Annotated in this window: 16 protein-coding genes; 11 read left to right on the forward strand and 5 right to left on the reverse strand. The window is 39.6% G+C overall.

The annotated features are described in order from the left end of the window. Positions 1-22: 22 nt before the first annotated feature. The 3 genes from ACIQXP_RS22985 to ACIQXP_RS22995 form a co-directional block, all read right to left on the reverse strand. Complete coding sequence (locus ACIQXP_RS22985; protein WP_387508112.1) at positions 23-2,989, reverse strand: SusC/RagA family TonB-linked outer membrane protein; 2,967 nt, start codon at positions 2,987-2,989, stop codon at positions 23-25. 436 nt (positions 2,990-3,425) lie between these two features. Then, a complete protein-coding gene (locus tag ACIQXP_RS22990; RefSeq protein ID WP_293742583.1) occupies positions 3,426-4,436 on the reverse strand; it encodes a LacI family DNA-binding transcriptional regulator in 1,011 nt (336 codons plus the stop codon). A gap of 199 nt (positions 4,437-4,635) precedes the next feature. Further along, positions 4,636-6,681: a sensor histidine kinase gene (locus ACIQXP_RS22995; protein ID WP_387508114.1), complete on the reverse strand. Its 2,046-nt coding sequence runs from the start codon at positions 6,679-6,681 to the stop codon at positions 4,636-4,638. A gap of 145 nt (positions 6,682-6,826) precedes the next feature. Between ACIQXP_RS22995 and ACIQXP_RS23000 the strand changes: the two genes are divergently transcribed. Together ACIQXP_RS23000 and ACIQXP_RS23005 are read left to right on the forward strand one after the other, a co-directional pair. Next, positions 6,827-7,240, forward strand: coding sequence for a LytR/AlgR family response regulator transcription factor (locus tag ACIQXP_RS23000; protein WP_293742585.1), 414 nt, complete (start codon positions 6,827-6,829; stop codon positions 7,238-7,240). 357 nt (positions 7,241-7,597) lie between these two features. Continuing rightward, entirely contained in the window at positions 7,598-7,957 is a 360-nt protein-coding gene (locus ACIQXP_RS23005; protein WP_090986470.1) for a response regulator, read from the forward strand. Positions 7,958-8,044: 87 nt separating this feature from the next. Here ACIQXP_RS23005 and ACIQXP_RS23010 read toward each other — a convergent pair whose 3' ends face one another. After that, on the reverse strand, positions 8,045-8,398 hold the full coding sequence (locus ACIQXP_RS23010; RefSeq protein WP_293742586.1) for a DUF6717 family protein: 354 nt from the start codon (positions 8,396-8,398) through the stop codon (positions 8,045-8,047). A 113-nt stretch (positions 8,399-8,511) separates the two neighbouring features. Between ACIQXP_RS23010 and dinB the strand changes: the two genes are divergently transcribed. Beyond that, positions 8,512-9,564 carry a DNA polymerase IV gene (gene dinB / locus ACIQXP_RS23015; protein WP_387508117.1) on the forward strand — a complete coding sequence of 351 codons (1,053 nt, stop codon included), beginning with the start codon at positions 8,512-8,514 and terminating at the stop codon, positions 9,562-9,564. A gap of 254 nt (positions 9,565-9,818) precedes the next feature. Here dinB and rsmA read toward each other — a convergent pair whose 3' ends face one another. Beyond that, positions 9,819-10,604, reverse strand: a complete 786-nt coding sequence (gene rsmA / locus ACIQXP_RS23020; RefSeq protein ID WP_387508119.1) for a 16S rRNA (adenine(1518)-N(6)/adenine(1519)-N(6))-dimethyltransferase RsmA — start codon at positions 10,602-10,604, stop codon at positions 9,819-9,821. Positions 10,605-10,758: 154 nt separating this feature from the next. Here rsmA and pdxA point away from each other — a divergent pair, with 154 nt between their 5' ends. From pdxA to accC, 8 genes are all read left to right on the forward strand, one after another. Continuing rightward, positions 10,759-11,838, forward strand: a complete 1,080-nt coding sequence (pdxA, locus tag ACIQXP_RS23025; protein ID WP_293742589.1) for a 4-hydroxythreonine-4-phosphate dehydrogenase PdxA — start codon at positions 10,759-10,761, stop codon at positions 11,836-11,838. Positions 11,839-11,969: 131 nt separating this feature from the next. Beyond that, positions 11,970-12,809 carry a sulfurtransferase gene (locus tag ACIQXP_RS23030; RefSeq protein ID WP_387508120.1) on the forward strand — a complete coding sequence of 280 codons (840 nt, stop codon included), beginning with the start codon at positions 11,970-11,972 and terminating at the stop codon, positions 12,807-12,809. Positions 12,810-12,939: 130 nt separating this feature from the next. Next, entirely contained in the window at positions 12,940-13,470 is a 531-nt protein-coding gene (locus ACIQXP_RS23035) for a YceD family protein (protein ID WP_293742591.1), read from the forward strand. Between the two features lie 15 nt (positions 13,471-13,485). Then, on the forward strand, positions 13,486-13,677 hold the full coding sequence (gene rpmF, locus ACIQXP_RS23040) for a 50S ribosomal protein L32 (RefSeq protein WP_025143959.1): 192 nt from the start codon (positions 13,486-13,488) through the stop codon (positions 13,675-13,677). Between the two features lie 101 nt (positions 13,678-13,778). Next, positions 13,779-14,717 carry a phosphate acyltransferase PlsX gene (gene plsX, locus ACIQXP_RS23045; protein ID WP_090986454.1) on the forward strand — a complete coding sequence of 313 codons (939 nt, stop codon included), beginning with the start codon at positions 13,779-13,781 and terminating at the stop codon, positions 14,715-14,717. Positions 14,718-14,735: 18 nt separating this feature from the next. Beyond that, positions 14,736-15,734, forward strand: a complete 999-nt coding sequence (locus ACIQXP_RS23050; RefSeq protein WP_090986451.1) for a beta-ketoacyl-ACP synthase III — start codon at positions 14,736-14,738, stop codon at positions 15,732-15,734. Between the two features lie 112 nt (positions 15,735-15,846). After that, complete coding sequence (gene accB / locus ACIQXP_RS23055) at positions 15,847-16,326, forward strand: acetyl-CoA carboxylase biotin carboxyl carrier protein (RefSeq protein WP_090986449.1); 480 nt, start codon at positions 15,847-15,849, stop codon at positions 16,324-16,326. Positions 16,327-16,442: 116 nt separating this feature from the next. Continuing rightward, the gene (accC, locus tag ACIQXP_RS23060) at positions 16,443-17,786 is read left to right on the forward strand and encodes an acetyl-CoA carboxylase biotin carboxylase subunit (protein WP_293742593.1); all 1,344 of its coding nucleotides are present in this window, start codon (positions 16,443-16,445) and stop codon (positions 17,784-17,786) included. The last annotated feature ends 123 nt before the right edge of the window (positions 17,787-17,909 follow it).

Below are 17,909 nucleotides of genomic sequence, written 5' to 3' on the forward strand. Positions count from 1 at the left end.
TTTTCTATTTCTTTTTTCAGTATTAGAAACCAACATTTAAGCCCAAAGTATAGGTACGTGGACGAGGATAAAGGTTATAATCGATACCCGAAACCAGTTCCGGATCTATACCCTTGTATTTGGAAACCACAAACACATTCTGGCAGTTTGCAGAGATACGCATGTTTGCATTTCCGGTTTTAGACAGTTTACCAACATTATAGGATAAACCAAGGTTATCCATCTTCAGGAAAGAAGCATTTTTGATAAAATAGTCGCTAAGGTACTGTACACCAGAACTTCCAGAGAAATTGGTTACATATAAATCTGAAGTGGAGTTGTTCAGAATTCCCTGAGTACTCAATACATTGTTCCTGATACCAAAGTTTGACGAAATATTGTCGTAAACGTAGTTACCGATATTGGCCCTTAATACTGTGCTCGCGGTCCATTTTTTATAGGTAAATGAGGTATTAAACCCTAAGATTACTTTAGGATCAGGTGATTTATAGAAATACTGGTCAGCTGCAGAAATGCTACCATCACCATTCAGGTCCTGATAAACACCTTCTAATGGTTTACCATCGGCATTGTATACCTGTTTATACACAAAGAATGAGCCTGGTAACTGGTTAACCGCATTGTACTTAAGATGGATGCCTGTACCTCCCGTAATATCGCCTGCATCAATTTTGAAACCAGAGTTCGGATTTAAGGTTAAGTTGGTAACCTCTCTTTTATTATATGCGGCATTGATGCCCAGTTCCCAGCTGGTATTCTGCGTTTTAATGGCCACAAAATTTAAACTTGCTTCAGCACCTCTTACATCCATATTACCCACGTTAGTAGTTAATACATTGGTAAAGTTAGTTCCCACCGGAATAGTTACAGTACTTAACAGGTCCTTGGTTTTTTTATAATAAACATCAATACTTCCATACAACCTTCCTTTTAGGAAACCGTAATCCAAACCAGCATTGTAAGTGGTTGTGGTTTCCCATTTCAAGTCAGGATCGTAACCTGCCGGACTATAATAGTTGTAAAAGTTATTGCCTACCTGATACTGGCCATTGTTTGTGCTGGCATAGTATTTAGAAAGGTAATCGTAGTTACCAATACCATCTTTGTTACCCGTTTCACCATAGCTTAAGCGTAATTTCAAGTCAGATAAAGTTTCGCTGTTTTTCAGGAAATTCTCTCCGATAATTCTCCAGGTAAAACCTACTGACGGGAAATAGCCCCAACGGTTATTCTGGGCAAACTTAGAAGATGCATCAGCCCTCATCGTACCTGATAAGATATATTTATCGTTCAAGGTATAGTTGAAACGTCCGTAATAAGAAAGCAGTTTATTCTGCTCAACGGAAAAAGGAAAAACAGGTGTGGTTAACAGTTCGCCTGTACCTTTGTAGGTAGCGAAGTTGTAATTGGTAACCGCATCATCGTAATAACCGTAACCGGCAGTTACATCAAACCTGCTTTTAATGCTTTCGATAGTTTTGGCATAACTCAAGTATGCTTCAGAAAATTTATTCATCTCAGTATTTAACCTGTTTGAATAAGATCCGCTGGTTGATGCACTCTGGGCTGCATAGGTCGGCACGATGGTGCGTCCATAACCTTTTGAGTAATCGTAACCCAGGTTTACAACTGCATGTAATTCTGGCAAAAAGTGGAAAGAATAATCCAGTTTAAGGTTACCAAAGCTTCTTGCGGCATTTCCACGGTTATCCTGTTGCCTGATCAGCGCTACCGGATTGCGCGGTGCATTCGGGTTAGGTACACCATTAGTACTTAACCATTCGAAATAACCACCATAGTTATTATTGGCATAAACAGGTTGTGTAGGATCGAACTGAATTGCCGCGCCTATGGCACCGTCATTTGGATATTGTGATTGGCTTAAAGATCCTTTCAAGTTCAGTTCGGCTTTCAGGTGATCAGTGAAAAATTTAGGTGCAACAGATATGGCACCTGTAGCCCTTTTCAGTTTACTGGTGATTACCACACCATCCTGATCAAGATAGCCTGCCGATACGCGGTAAGGCACTCCTTTTAAAGACCCTGCAATACTTAAATTATTATCGGTAGAGAATGCGTTCTGATAGATTTCATTCTGCCAATCGGTATTTGCCGTGCCCAATAATGCTTTCTGCGCAGCGGTACCGTTTGCGTTTACAAAAGCCCGGACCTGATCGGCAGTAAGCACATTTACTTTTTTGGCAACGCTGGCAATGGAGTTATTTGTACTGAAATTGATTACGGGTTCTCCTGATGCCCCTTTTTTAGTGGTGATTAGAATTACCCCGTTAGATGCCCTTGAACCATAAATGGCTGTTGCGTTGGCATCTTTCAAAACCGTAAAGGTTTCGATATCATTAGGGTTGATCAATGACAGCGGACTTGGTGCGTTACCAATGCTGTTACCGCTGAAAGGCACCCCGTCAAGCACAATCAAAGGATCGTTACTGGCATTGAGCGAGGCACCGCCACGGATACGGATGGTACTACCGCCCCCTGGTGCGCCACCGCCCGAAACGATATTTACACCAGCTACCTTACCCTGAATCAATTGCTCAGGCGTGGTAATGGTGCCTTTTTGGAAATCCTTGGAGCTGACCGTAGTGATTGAACCAGTCAGGTTTTTCTTTTCAGCGGTACCATAACCGATTACCACCACTTCATTCAGTTTTTGCGCATCGGGTACCAATTGAAAACTAACCGTCGCGTTTGCCGAAACGCTTACCGTTTTTTCAAGGGTTTGATAACCGATAAAACTTGCAGATAACGTTATCTGGCCATTAGATAAACCGGGAAGTTTAAAATTACCATCAACATCGGTTGATGTACTTCTGGTTGTACCTTTAACAATTACAGAGGCACCGGGCAATGGCAGGCCACTTTCATCAAGCACCTTTCCGGATACCGATCCGGTTTGTGCTTTTACCATTAATGCTGAAAAAACCAACAGCACCAAAAGCCCCTGTTTTAACAGGTAAAATACTCTCATATTTGAAGCTCGTTTAAGTATAAAAATTTGGTTAAATATTATAGTGATTTACACATAGGCCTAATTTACAGCTGTTATTGAGATTTCAAAATTTATTTAAAAAATATATTTCGGGGAAAAAGATCAATTAAAAAACCCGCTGAAAAATTCACTTTTAAAAGCAAGTCAAAACTCTTATTAAATAATTATTTATATTACAAATACTTGATATTTAGATATTTAAAAAATAAATTATCCAATTTAAAGTGTAAAAAATACACTAAGTTGTTTTTACATATTTTTTCGGGAACGTTCCCGAAAAAAATAGATCAAAATTCTGTCATCTTTCGGGAACGTTCCCGAAAATCGATCAGAATTCTGCGTATTTTACACTAAGTGAAGAATTTTTTTGAAAATTTCAGGCCAAAAAAGGCCATGTTTTCAGACGTACTTTTACCTACTTATTGGTCGAATTCCGCTTGATTATTTTAGAGGTTAAAACCACTTCATTTAGCCGGTTTTTATTGGCATGATTATCCAATACCGTGAACAATAATTTTGCTGCCTCTTCTCCGATTTCTGTAGCGGGCTGGGTAATGGTGGTCAGTGAGGGGTTTAACAAAGGAGCAATTTCCAAACTGGAAAAACTGATCACCATTAAATCACCGGGAATGTTAATACGAAGATCGTAACAGGCATAATAAGTGGCAAAAGCCAAACGCTCAACCGATGTGAAAATACCATCGGGTTTTAATTGTGTTAAAGCTTCTTTAATAATCATGCTATTTTCCTCATAGCTGTTACTGCAATCTACAATCAGGTTTTCATCAAATGGAACCTGATGTTTGGCCAGGGCATCAATATAACCCTGCATACGGGTTTTACCTATTGATAAACTTTTATTCACCACCAGATAAGCAATTCTCTTGCAACCCTGCTCTATTAAATGTTCGGTAGCCAAAAAACTGCTGTCATAATCATTAGTAATTACCCTGGGCGTATTAATGTCTTCGTAAACCCTATCAAAAAATACCAGTGGCAATCTTTTACTGCCAAATTTATTAAGGTAATTATGGTCGTTAGCCTCTCCTGAAACCGACATGATAATCCCATCAGCCCTACCATTGTGCAAGTGCTGGATGAAAGTTACTTCTTTTTGGTAATCATCATCAGTTACATAAATGAGAATGTGGTAACCATTTTCCCTTGCTATGCGTTCAATGCCGTGGATGGCCTGTGAGAAATAATTATTGGCCAGTTCTGGCACAATAACCGCTATGGTTTTGCTTTTTTGCTCTCTTAAATTACTGGCGTAATGATTGGGCTGGTAGTTTAATTCCTTTGCCTTTGCCAATATACGTTCCTTGGTAGCACTATTGATGTCACTATTATCCCTAAAAGCCCTCGAAATTGTAGAAGTAGATAAATTTAATGCTTCTGCTAACTTCTTAATATTAATGCTGTCCATTTTTGGCCGTTAAACCTTCTCGTTTGAATAAACGCTGTAAATATAATGTCTCGCATTTAAAATAACCTTCTTTTTTGAATATTATCCTATAAATAGTTTTTACCACCCTGTATATGTCCTAGTATTATCGCATCTTTTGTAATCCATTGATAAAAAAAAATGCACGTCATTTTTCTTCCAGATAATGTTCAAACCCCCTTTAAGCTGTAGCAGAATCATTAACCTGATTTTTCAACACCGCTGGATTTACCGGAATGGTAAGTCGGGTTCGGATGATATCCCCATCTTTGCTCGCTGTCAATTGATAATTATCCAGATCGGACAGAATTTTGCACAATAACAATCCGATACCATGCCCTTTGGTTTCCTCTGAAACGCCCTGGCGATTCGCATAAAAATCATTTACTGTGGCAACGTTAGCTAACTTGTTATAATTTTCAACTTCAAATATGGCAGCTATATCTGTTTTGATCAGCCTGATGTGAACAGGTTGATCTGCATCTGAATACTTTACCGCATTGCTTAACAGGTTTCGCAGAATAAAGGTTATATGATGCTCGTTCCCTAATATTTCAACATCGGCGGCTATATCTGTTGTTAAAGTAATGTTTCTTGCAGTGGCAATGCCTCTGGTAGAATTAATGGTACTGCTTAATGCAATTGCAGGATAAAAAGGTGCTATAAGATGATCATAATGCATATCTAAGGCACCCCATAACAACAGTTTATCTAATATTTCATTTGCGGACTGCTGCACATTAGATAGCTGTTCAATGAGTTCTTCCTGTCTTGGCGTACCCATATGCCGCTTTAAGAGAAAGGCTAATGCATGCAGATCTGCCAACGCGCCTTTAAGGTCGTGTCCCATTATCGAAAGAATTCTATCTTTATGCGTATTAAGCGCGCTCAGCTGGTTTGTGCGTAGGTTTAAAGCTTTATTTAGTTTTCTGTTACGCAGGATAAAAAGAAACGTGATCAACAATATCGCGCCTGTTGCCGCAAATAAAAGCCGATAAAAATTACTGCGCTGATTCGCTTTGTAGCGCTCAAATCCCACGTGCTTAAGTTTTTGGGTCGAATCCTGCAGCTTATGATTGGATATCAGGTTATCAATTGCCACACTATTTTCCTGTGTGACGATACTGTCGCGGATGGCTCTTGATTCTTTATAAGCCTCAAAAGCGAATTTATAGCGACCAAACTTCTTCGCTGAATTAGCCCGATGCTCTAGAACCTTATACAACAAATCTTTGTCCTGTGCCTTTTTGGCAAGTTCAACCGCCTCTATATAATATTGATTTGCCTGAGTAAAATGATCTGCAAAGCTTCCGAGGTGATCAAGCGCATTAGACTGTTCACGATATAAATGGGCTTCCTTTGCCAAACTAAATGCGCGATGGGCCATTTTCCTGGCTTTGGCAACATTTCCTTTGGCATAATAGATTTTGGAAGCATTGGTCATCAGGATCAGATAGGCATTATAATTTGGAGTGGCAAAAGGTTTGGATAGTCCTAGTTCATAATACTTCAATGCCATGTCAAGTTTATCCGATTGCTCAAAATAATTACCAATGTTAACACAAAGGTCTATGTAATTGGTATGCAACTTATCCCACTCTTCTTTTGAAAAGGATGATTCTGGTTTGTTTAGCAGCGATCGGATCAGGTTAAAAGATTTAAAATAATACCGATAACTTTCAGCAGTATTGCCTGTGGCTACATTAATGGAAGCAAGTATAGAATAGCATATTGGTAATTCAACGTACACTTTGTTTCGTTCGTAAAATCTAATGGCTCTTAAAATACTAGCTGTAGCGTGTTCATAATCTGCATTTTTATAATAAAGTACACCTCTTATTCTATTTACATTGGCTAATACAAGCAACTGCCCGTTTTTATCGGCCAGTTGCTCTGCTTCGTCAAGCGATGCTAAACTTTCATTTTTTAGCCCTTTGTTCATTAATGCAATCCCTTTTCTAAACAACAGCTTAGATAGTCCCTTATCAAATGTTATAGATTTTGCATGTTGTATCCCTAAATCGGCATACTTTATTACCAAATCGGGCTGGTACCGATATTTTGAAATACTATCTAATAAACTGTTTACCCTGTTTGTATCGACTGGTACACCTGTCGAAAGTTTTGCAGTTACTTCCCTATTGGAATTAAGGAAAAACACAATCAAAATGAACAAATATGGAAGCTTTTTGTAGCTGGTATCGGAGAAAGTTATTTTAATGTGCATCGAGCGAGATTATAGTTATGACGACGGACTAATCTAGTAAAAAATATAATTTACCAAAAGTGTCCATTACCCTGTCGGGTCCGAAAGATTTTTTTTAAGGATTTCAATTCAACAAATCCCTAACTTTATCCAAAATATGGGGCGCATGACAACAGAGACAAAAATTAACGAGAAAAGAAAACACAGCTGCGTGATTGTTGACGACGATCCATTGCTCGTTGAACTCCTTGAGGCCTATATTAACGATACGCCCGAACTAACCTTTGCCGGTAGTTTTAACAATGCCTCAGAAGCCATACAAATGTTAAGCGACGAACAGCAAATTGATTTTTTATTTCTAGATATCAAGATGGATGGGATTTCGGGCATTGAAGCTGCTGTAAAGTTGAGAGATACCGTGAAATACCTGATATTTATTACAGCCTACAGTCAGTATGCCATGGATGCCCATCAGGTAAATGCAGACCAATACCTGCTTAAACCGGTTAGCTATAGCAAATTTATCTCCTGCCTTAACGGGCTTTTAGAAAAGAATAACAGGCAACAGCGGTTATCCTGATAATTAACCCGGTTTTTCATGGGCCATCTCTTACGGATGGTTTTTCTTCACTTGGAATAGGAACGCGTTAAAGAATATATCCTAAATTCTTCATGATCTGACAAAATCCACGCCTGACCAAGGAAGTTGCAATGAGGTTTAAGTAATTTGAGCGGAAAAGTTTCTAAATTATTCGCCTGGATTTGGTAAGGAATCCAGCAGCTAAAAAAGCTGATCAGCTTACCATTAAAATTCTTTACACAAATATTCTTTTTTTTTAAAACAAAAAGCATATTTGCTGCATTAATAACCTATACGCAATCAATCATCTTCTCAATTACCAGTTGAAAAACAAAAGATATGAAATAACATTACAAAATGGCGAACAAAAAAATACTGATTGCCGATGACGACGAAGGAATTGTGGATGCAATCACAATGATTTTGGAAGTGATGGGCTATGATGTTGAATTTACTTATGATGGAGGGGCAGTTATTGATGCTGTAAAAAACAAACCAGATTTAATTATGCTGGACATATGGATGAGCGGTTATGATGGCAGAGATATCTGCAAACAGCTTAAAAATAACCCTCAATTCAAGGAAATTCCTATTTTAATGATTTCAGCCAGCAGAGATATCAGACAATCTGCACTGGATGCCGGCGCAAATGATTTTATGGAAAAGCCATTTGAGATGGACTCTTTGTTGAATAGAGTAGAAATTTTATTGAATTAGATGAATAGATTTGTATGATTAAGCTCGCCTGGTGATCTTCATCCGGAGGAAAACCAGGTGAAGTGTAAACTTCGGTCTAGCGGGTAGTTACTTGAGTTCCTTAAAATAAATCCTTTCGGGCAGGTGTTTAAAAACAAATTCTGTTACACCACAAAGCCAAATTTTATGGTTTTTGAATTCTCCACGAAACTGTTCTAACAGGTAGTCCCCACCACCGCCCAAATTCTCTTCACGCGCATAAACAAGCGCTAAAATTTCGGCATTTTGTATGAGCTCGTCAGCCATTAATAACTTACATTCATTTTCAGAAGCGGCTATCCAGTTTAACAACTCATCAGCACCTTCTACCATTTGCAAATCTTCAATAGCCCCACCCCACTCGGGAATGTCAGCATACCATTCATGTCTTGCATTTTTATAAAAACGAATAGTTCTCTCCATATTTTGTAAAGAAAAAAAATCTAGTCCAATAATCCTGATAAAAAACACGAGATTTAGGTCATTGCATGTCTGATTTGAATCCGCCGGTTTTACGAAAAATAATTCATATCGATATGGATGCTTTTTACGCATCTGTAGAGCAACGCGATTTTCCTGAATATCGTGGAAAACCTTTGGTGGTTGGTGGTAAACCGGATAGCCGTGGAGTGGTTTCTACAGCCAGTTATGAAGCCCGGCAGTACGGTATCCGCTCGGCAATGCCATCAAGTAAAGCTTATCAGCTCTGCCCTACAGCCATTTTCGTATACCCGCGCTTTGACGCCTATACTGCAGTTTCAAAATCGCTCAGGGAAATTTTTAGCCGCTATACCGACCTTATTGAACCGCTTTCGCTGGATGAAGCCTACCTTGATGTAACGGAAGACAAGCTCGGCATCGGATCAGCCCTTGATATTGCACAGTCGATTAAGGACGCAATTAAAAATGAATTAAATTTAACAGCCTCGGCAGGCGTATCGATCAATAAATTTGTGGCAAAAGTAGCTTCAGACATGAATAAACCAGATGGCTTAACTTTTATCGGCCCTTCCAAAATTGAAGCTTTTATGGAGAAACTCCCCGTTGAAAATTTTTTTGGGGTAGGCAAAGTTACGAGTGCCAAAATGAAGGCTATGCAGATTAATACCGGTGCAGATTTAAAAAAGCTGACAGAAGCCCAGCTTATTGCCCAATTCGGAAAATCGGGAAGATTTTATTACCAAATCGTTCGTGGAATAGACGAGCGACCTGTTCGCGCAAATCGTGAAGCAAAATCAGTAGGTGCAGAAGATACCCTATCAGAAGACACCAATGAAGATGCAGTAATGCACGATCTGCTGAAACAGATCAGCGAAACCGTAGCCAAACGTTTAGAGAAACATCAACTGAGTGGAAAAACAGTTACCCTTAAAATCAAATTTGCAGATTTTAAACTCATTACGCGCAGCCGCTCCTTCGCTACGCCAATCAGCAAAGCAGCTGTCATTTATGCTGAAGCCATTAAACTTTTGGAAGAGGCGGCAATTGGCACAACCCAGGTGAGGTTGCTGGGCATTACCTTATCGCGGTTTTATGATGATGTGGAGATAGAAAAACCGGAGAGTAACCAGCTGGAGTTTGAGTTTTAATTCGGCTTGCTGACTTTTACTTCGTTGCTGCAAGGCAATGTTGCAACCGGGACTGAACCAGCAAAACAACCTTTGAGCTGCCGGGCTAGTAAGGTGCGCAAACCTTCGCACCTAAACCCAATTCGACGACTATCCTATTAAATGTAAACCCGTAACACGTTGTGGGCTTGGGATGGACAGCGGTGCTACAGAAACCGATGAAAACGCTGCGCTACATATCTATAGCAATTGCTTACAACAAGGAATAAATATGCTTAAGCTTGCATCAATTCATTCACATGACGTGTTAAGGCTACAAAATCGGCCACAGTTAACTGCTCGGCACGTTTTTCGAAATAGATATGATCGTCCATTTTATCTTTAGGCATTACTGCAGAAACGGCATTGCGCAAGGTTTTTCTCCGCTGGTTAAAACCTGCCTTAACTACACGCCAGAATAATTTTTCATCGCAATCAAGCGCTTCTACTTCATTTCTGGTTAAACGGATCACTGCTGAATGCACTTTCGGTGGTGGATAAAATGTACCTGGTTTAACCGTAAACAGGTATTCAATCTTATAATAAGCCTGCAGAAACACACTTAAAATACCATATTCTTTACTTCCCGCCGGTGCTGCGCAACGCTGGGCCACCTCTTTTTGAAACATCCCCACCATTTCTATCACCTTATGGCGGTTATCTAAAATCTTAAATAAAATCTGCGATGAAATGTTGTAAGGAAAATTACCAATAATGGCAAATTTTTCGGGAAACATCACATCAAAATCAAGCTTTAAAAAATCGCCATTAATCAACCGATCGCCAAGCTGCGGATATTTTTCGTTCAAAAAATGGAAAGATTCCGTATCAATATCAATTAGATAGGTGGTTAAATCTTTACGTTGCAGCAAAAAATCAGATAAGATTCCCATCCCCGGCCCAACTTCTAACACCTGATGATATTTGTCGGTATTCGCCAAAGCCTCAACAATGCGGTTAGCAATGCCCTTGTCGGTTAAAAAATGTTGTCCTAAATGTTTTTTTGCTTTAACTAAACTCATACCCCACAGCCCTGAACGGGATTTTAAAATTAAAATTGTTAGCAAAGATAGGCTTAATATTTCTATGCAGATCAATCCGCAGGCGCTGCGGTTTTATTTTTTTTAAAGGGTTTAAGCGAAAATCAGTAATTTGCGCTAAAAATTTCCAGTAATTATGAGCAATAAACTTAAAATTGGCATCAGTATAGGCGACGTAAACGGCATAGGTTTAGAAGTAATCATCAAAACTTTATCCAACCCGGCAATTTTAAATTACTGCACTCCAGTTGTTTATGGACATACCAAAATTTCCTCTTTTCATAGAAAAGCGAATAACCTGGGCGATTTCAGTTTTAATGTAGTTAACCAGGCTAGCCAGGCCATGCCAAAAAAGGCTAACATGATCAATTGCTGGGAAGAAGATGTAAAAATTGAACTGGGTCAGGTTACGGAAACAGGCGGAAAATATGCGCTTTTATCATTAGAACGTGCAACAGCCGACCTGGTAAACGGTGATATCGATGCTTTGGTTACCGCCCCGATTAATAAACACAATATTCAATCCGAAACTTTTGCATTTCCGGGCCATACCGAATATCTGCAGGAAAAAAGTGGCAGCAAAGATGTGCTGATGTTTTTGATCAGCGAAAATTTACGTGTTGGTGTGGTAACAGGCCACATTCCGGTAAAAGACGTTCCGGCGACCATTACAAAGGATAAAATTGTAAATAAGTTAAAACTGATTAACGAAAGTTTAAAAAAAGACTTCTGGATCGAAAAACCAAAAATTGCTGTGCTGGGATTAAATCCACACGCCAGCGATAATGGTTTATTGGGCTCCGAAGAAGCTGAGGTAATTTCGCCAGCCATTCAGGAAGCCTACGATAAAGGCATTATTTGTTTTGGTCCATACCCTGCTGACGGTTTTTTTGGTAATGGTAGCTACAAACAGTTTGATGCCGTTTTGGCTATGTACCACGATCAGGGTTTAATTCCTTTTAAAACGCTGGCATTTCATAATGGTGTAAACTATACTGCTGGTCTAAACTTTGTCCGCACCTCTCCCGACCATGGAACAGGTTACGATATTGCGGGTAAAAACTTAGCTGATTCGACTTCCTTTACCGAAGCTTTGTTTTCAGCCATTCACATTGTTAAAAACCGTCGCGAGCAGGAGCAGATGTTGAGTAACCAATTGCGCACCGGTGGAAAAGTAGTTGAAACGCAATTCGATATTAAAGATGATGCGTCTTAAGGTAGAAAGCGAAGGGTTAGATAGGCCAAAGTCTGGGGACCAAAAGTCAGAAGTCACAGGCATAGGTTACAAAGATCAAACCTTAAATGAAATTACGATTACGATGACTGGAGGAGTATTAATATAATCAAATGAAAATGCTATTACCTATTATCAAACCAGAAGAGCTAACCTGGCTAAACCAGGACGATGAAATTGTTATTATTGATGCCAGTGCAGGATCAAAAGCGAGATATGATGAACAACATTTGGCAGGAGCACTTTTTGCCGATGTAAATGAAGATTTAGCCAATATTGGCGATTTTGCCATTGGCGGACGTCATCCTTTACCAACACCTGAACAGTTTTCATCTGTATTACAAAAGCTAGGGATTACAGCACACAGCCATGTCATTGTTTATGATGACAAAAATGGCGGTAACGCGGCAGCGAGGCTATGGTGGATGTTAAAAGCTATCGGTCACGAAAAGGTGCAGGTAATTGACGGAGGTTTTCAGGCGGCCGTAAAAGCAGGTTTCCCAACTACTGATAAAGTCGAGATCCCAAAATCTGTTGATCCTTACGCAGTAAAAACATGGAGTTTACCGCTATCTGATATCAATGAAGTGGAAAAAGTAGCTAAAACAGATGATTATGTGGTGATTGATGTACGCGACGCCAATCGTTTTGCTGGTCTCACCGAGCCTATCGATTTAATTGCCGGACATATTCCGGGCGCAGCCAATATCCCCTATACTGAGAATCTGGACGCATCTGGCGCTTTCCTGTCCCCTGAAATATTAAAAGAAAAATACGAAAAAGCCCTGGCGCATGTTAAACCCGAAAATGTGATTGTACATTGTGGCTCGGGCATTACCGCTTGCCATACCCTTTTAGCTATGGATTATGCGGGTTTACGGATCCCTAAACTTTACGTAGGCTCGTGGAGTGAATGGAGCAGAAACAATAAAGAAATGGTTTTGGCCGGTTAGTGCCGCCAAACCTTATCGCTTAAAAATGGATATGGCCTAAAAATCAAGAGATAACAGCAACAATTTTTAAAAAAACATTTTTAATCTAATAATTTATCCCTACATTTGCAGGCTAAAATTTTACAGTACTTTGAACCCACTAAAACAATTTTCATTACCGTTTACCGGCTTAAAATTGGGATCTCATCAGTTTGATTATGAGCTTGATGACCGCTTTTTTAACGCATTTGAGTATTCGTTAATTAAAAGTGGAAATTTAAGAGTAGACCTGGAACTTGAGAAACAAGAGACCATGCTGCTACTAAAATTTAAAGTTATGGGTACAGTTAATTTAGATTGCGATAAATGTTTATCTGAATTTCCGTTACCGATAAATCTTTATGAAAGGCAGATTGTAAAGTTTGCTGAAGATGAACTGGAGAGTGATGATGAGGAAATTATTTCGCTAAGCCGTAAAGAAACCGAAATTGACATTTCCGGTCCTTTATACGAAATGATTAATGTTGCAGTACCTTATATCAAAAACTGCGAACAGGCTGGTAAAGATTGTGATCAGGAGATGATTGATCGTTTAAATCAATTATCGATTGAAAACCAGGCTGAAGAAAATGAACAAACAAGCGACCCACGTTGGGAAGCCCTTAATAAGTTAAAAAAATAATTAGATTATACACCAATGGCACATCCAAAACGGAAAATCTCGAAACAGAGAAAAAATAAAAGAAGAACACACTATAAAGCTGTTACCCCTTCTTTAGCAACATGCTCGGCAACAGGTGCTATCCACGTACCTCACCGTGCTTACAACGTTGATGGTAACTTATACTACAACGGCAAACTGGTTATCGAAAATACTCAGATAGGGTAATTTTCTTAAAAAATTGTTTGTGTTTTCAGCGGCTTTAGTCATACCTTAGTCAACTGAAAAATTCAGGATTACACCTGACTTAACACAAACAGATTTTTTCTATGAAAATAGGCCTCGACATAATGGGCGGAGACTATGCTCCCAAAGCAATTGTTTTGGGAGCAATAGCTGCTCATCAATCGCTTAACGCTGGAGAGCATTTAGTTCTTATTGGCGATACCGAACAGATTAAACCCATTCTTGCAGAGGAGGGTTTTAATCCGGATCATTTTGAATACGTTCATACTGATGAAGTAATCGGTATGGGCGAACACCCCACCAAAGCAATTGTTCAGAAACCTAATTCTAGCATAGCGGTTGGTTTTAATCTTTTAAAGGAAGGTAAAATCGACTCTTTCGCAAGTGCCGGTAATTCTGGAGCCATGTTGGTTGGCGCTGTTTTTAGCGTAAAAACCATTCCGGGCATTATCCGCCCTTGTTTATGTACAATTCTTCCGAAAATTAAAGGCGGCACAGGCCTACTGTTAGATGTAGGTGCAAATGCCGACTGTAAACCTGATATTTTATTACAATTTGGCGTTTTGGGCAGTTTATATGCAGAAAATCTTTTGCAAATTAATGACCCTAAAGTGGCCTTGATGAATATTGGTGAAGAAGATGAAAAAGGAAATATGCTAAGCATGGCTACTTTTCCGTTAATGAAAGAAACCAGCCTATTCAACTTCGTTGGAAATGTGGAAGGCAGAGATTTATTTAACGAAAAAGCCGATGTAATTGTGTGCGATGGTTTTACCGGAAATGTGATGCTAAAATTAGCCGAATCGTTTTACGTGCTTACCATTAAAAAGGGATTAAAAGATGAGTTTTTCGATCGTTTTAATTACGAACAATACGGCGGAAGCCCGGTTCTAGGTGTTAACGCTCCCGTTGTTATCGGACATGGAATTTCCAGTCCGCTGGCTGTTAAAAATATGATTCTACAATCCAGAGAAATGATTACCACCGGATTGGTAGAAAAAATTAGAATGGCATTTAAATAATTTATTAAAATTCTTAAAATGAGTAAAATTCACGCTGCTATTACAGCAGTAAATGGTTATGTCCCCGACTATGTGCTTACAAACGCAGAGTTAGAAACCATTGTTGACACTTCCGATGAATGGATTACCAGTAGAACGGGAATTAAAGAACGTAGAATTTTAAAAGGTGAGGGTTTAGGTACTTCCGACATGGCCGTTCATGCGGTAAACGGTTTACTTAAAAAGAGAGGAATTGATGCAAAAGAGATTGAACTGATCATCTTTTGCACCACTACTCCAGATTTTACTTTCCCTGCAACAGCAAACGTTTTAGCAGATAAAGTTGGTGCCACCAATGCCTGGGGTTATGATTTACAGGCCGCTTGTTCCGGCTTTTTATTTGGTCTTTCTACAGGTGCATCATTTGTTGAATCAGGCAGACATAAAAAAGTTTTGGTAGTTGGAGGCGACAAGATGTCGTCGATTATCAATTATGAAGACCGCACCACCTGTATCATTTTTGGCGATGGCTGTGGCTGTGCTTTACTGGAACCAAATGAAGAGGGCTTGGGCATTCAGGATTCTATTTTAAGAACAGATGGTTCCGGAAGAGATTTCCTAGGGATGAAAGCCGGTGGTTCTGTTAAACCAGCCTCCCACGAAACCATTGATGCCAAAGAGCATTTTGCGCATCAGGAAGGGCCAACAGTATTCAAATTTGCCGTAACCAATATGGCCGATGTTGCTGCCGAAATTATGGAACGTAACAGTTTAACTGCTGATGATGTGGCCTGGTTAGTACCGCACCAAGCCAACAAACGCATCATTGATGCTACAGCTAACCGCATGGGCGTTACTACTGATAAAGTGATGATCAACATCGAACGTTATGGCAATACAACCAATGGAACAATTCCTTTATGTTTATGGGAATGGGAAAGCAAGTTGAAAAAAGGCGATAACATCGTTTTAGCTGCTTTCGGTGGTGGCTTTACCTGGGGTTCGGTATATCTTAAATGGGCTTACGACACAAAATAGTCAGAAGTCTTTAGTCGGGAGTAAAGGTACCAACCTAATAAAAAAATAAAACAAAAAAAAGTATAACTTAGTTAATTCAATAAACACTATTTTTTACATAAAAGCCTAAAAAATGGATATTAAACAAATACAGGAACTGATTAAATTTGTTTCTCGTTCTGGAGTAAATGAGGTTGCTATTGAGCAGGAAAACTTCAAAATTACGATCAAAACAAACCAGGCACCAACAGTTGTGCATGCTACCGTACCACAAGCTCCGCTTGTACAGGCTGCTGCTCCTGTTGCCACAGCTCCTACTGCTCCTACGGCAGCAACACCAGCTGTACCACCTGTTGCAGAAGACACTTCAAAATACATTACGATCAAATCACCAATGATCGGTACTTTTTACCGTTCGGCTAGCCCTGAAAAACCAATGTTTGTGAATGTTGGTGACGAAATTAGCGCGGGTAAAGTAGTTTGTATCATAGAGGCTATGAAACTTTTCAACGAGATTGAAAGTGAAGTTTCAGGCCGTATCGTTAAAATATTGGTGGATAATGCATCGCCTGTAGAATACGACCAACCGTTATTTTTAGTAGAACCTATTTAGTTATTGATTACACAGATTAATTAGATAACACCGATTACAATTGATCAGAGTGGTGGTTATTTACCGAATAAATCGGGGTAATCATTAACATCGGTGTAATCAGAAAAGGTAAAATTATGTTTAAAAAAATACTAATTGCCAACAGGGGTGAAATCGCTTTGCGTATTATCCGTACCTGTAAGGAAATGGGCATCAAAACGGTTGCTGTTTATTCTACCGCTGATCGCGAAAGTTTGCACGTACGTTTTGCTGATGAGGCTGTTTGTATTGGCCCTCCACCTAGTAAAGATTCTTATTTAAATATTCCGAATATCATTTCTGCTGCAGAACTAACCAATGCCGATGCCATACATCCGGGTTACGGTTTCTTGTCAGAAAACGCAAAGTTCTCTAACATCTGCCGCGAGTATAATATCAAATTTATTGGTGCCACGCCAGAGCAGATTAACGATATGGGCGACAAAGCCTCGGCTAAAGCAACCATGAAAAATGCCGGTGTTCCAACCATTCCAGGTTCAGAAGGTTTGCTTACCAGCGTTAAAGAGGGTATTGCAATTGCCAACGAAATGGGTTATCCGGTTATCCTTAAAGCAACTGCCGGTGGTGGTGGCCGGGGTATGCGTGTGGTTTGGAAAGATGAAGATTTCGAAAATGCATGGGACAGCGCCCGTCAGGAATCTGGCGCAGCCTTCGGTAATGATGGTTTATATTTAGAAAAATACATCGAAGATCCACGCCACATTGAAATTCAGGTTATTGGAGACCAGTTTGGCAAAGCCTGTCACTTATCAGAACGCGATTGTTCGATTCAACGCCGTCACCAAAAACTGGTAGAAGAATCTCCTTCGCCGTTTATGACAGAAGAACTGCGCTTAAGAATGGGTGAAGCAGCTATTAAAGGTGCCATGGCCGTAAATTACGAAGGTGCAGGTACTATTGAGTTCTTGGTTGATAAACATCGTAACTTCTATTTCATGGAAATGAATACCCGTATCCAGGTAGAGCATCCGGTTACCGAGGAAGTAATTAACTTCGATTTAATTAAAGAACAGATAAAAGTTGCTGCTGGCATTCCGATTTCAGGTAAAAACTATACGCCGGAAATGCACGCAATTGAGTGCCGCATCAATGCCGAAGACCCGGCAAATAATTTCCGTCCGTCACCAGGGAAAATTACGAATTTTCATTCGCCAGGTGGTCATGGTGTTCGTGTAGATACACACGTTTATGCCGGATATTCTATCCCTGCGAATTATGATTCAATGATTGCAAAATTAATTTGCGTGGCTCAAACCCGCGAAGAAGCCATTTGTACCATGGAGCGCGCTTTAAGCGAGTTTGTAATTGAAGGTATCAAAACCACCATTCCTTTCCATTTACAATTGATGAAAGACCCTAATTTCAGAGCAGGAAATTTCACTACCAAGTTTATGGAAACCTTTGAGTTTTCGGAAGGATAATAACGATTTTAACATTTTACGTATACGGAAAAGAGGGTGTCCAAAAAGTATGGACACCCTCTTGTTGTTTTCCCATTAATTGATTAAATTAATGGTGCTAATGAAAACAAGATCAAATTTACA

The sequence above is a fragment of the Pedobacter suwonensis genome (assembly GCF_044762335.1).
GTDB lineage: Bacteria > Bacteroidota > Bacteroidia > Sphingobacteriales > Sphingobacteriaceae > Pedobacter.

Bases quoted from the DNA above. Each gene is read 5' to 3' on its own strand.
- ACIQXP_RS22985 (WP_387508112.1), bottom strand. From the start codon at position 2,989: ATGAGAGTATTTTACCTGTTAAAACAGGGGCTTTTGGTGCTGTTGGTT.
- ACIQXP_RS22990 (WP_293742583.1), bottom strand. From the start codon at position 4,436: ATGGACAGCATTAATATTAAGAAGTTAGCAGAAGCATTAAATTTATCT.
- ACIQXP_RS22995 (WP_387508114.1), bottom strand. From the start codon at position 6,681: ATGCACATTAAAATAACTTTCTCCGATACCAGCTACAAAAAGCTTCCA.
- ACIQXP_RS23000 (WP_293742585.1), top strand. From the start codon at position 6,827: ATGACAACAGAGACAAAAATTAACGAGAAAAGAAAACACAGCTGCGTG.
- ACIQXP_RS23005 (WP_090986470.1), top strand. From the start codon at position 7,598: ATGGCGAACAAAAAAATACTGATTGCCGATGACGACGAAGGAATTGTG.
- ACIQXP_RS23010 (WP_293742586.1), bottom strand. From the start codon at position 8,398: ATGGAGAGAACTATTCGTTTTTATAAAAATGCAAGACATGAATGGTAT.
- dinB (WP_387508117.1), top strand. From the start codon at position 8,512: ATGGATGCTTTTTACGCATCTGTAGAGCAACGCGATTTTCCTGAATAT.
- rsmA (WP_387508119.1), bottom strand. From the start codon at position 10,604: ATGAGTTTAGTTAAAGCAAAAAAACATTTAGGACAACATTTTTTAACC.
- pdxA (WP_293742589.1), top strand. From the start codon at position 10,759: ATGAGCAATAAACTTAAAATTGGCATCAGTATAGGCGACGTAAACGGC.
- ACIQXP_RS23030 (WP_387508120.1), top strand. From the start codon at position 11,970: ATGAAAATGCTATTACCTATTATCAAACCAGAAGAGCTAACCTGGCTA.
- rpmF (WP_025143959.1), top strand. From the start codon at position 13,486: ATGGCACATCCAAAACGGAAAATCTCGAAACAGAGAAAAAATAAAAGA.
- plsX (WP_090986454.1), top strand. From the start codon at position 13,779: ATGAAAATAGGCCTCGACATAATGGGCGGAGACTATGCTCCCAAAGCA.
- ACIQXP_RS23050 (WP_090986451.1), top strand. From the start codon at position 14,736: ATGAGTAAAATTCACGCTGCTATTACAGCAGTAAATGGTTATGTCCCC.
- accB (WP_090986449.1), top strand. From the start codon at position 15,847: ATGGATATTAAACAAATACAGGAACTGATTAAATTTGTTTCTCGTTCT.
- accC (WP_293742593.1), top strand. From the start codon at position 16,443: ATGTTTAAAAAAATACTAATTGCCAACAGGGGTGAAATCGCTTTGCGT.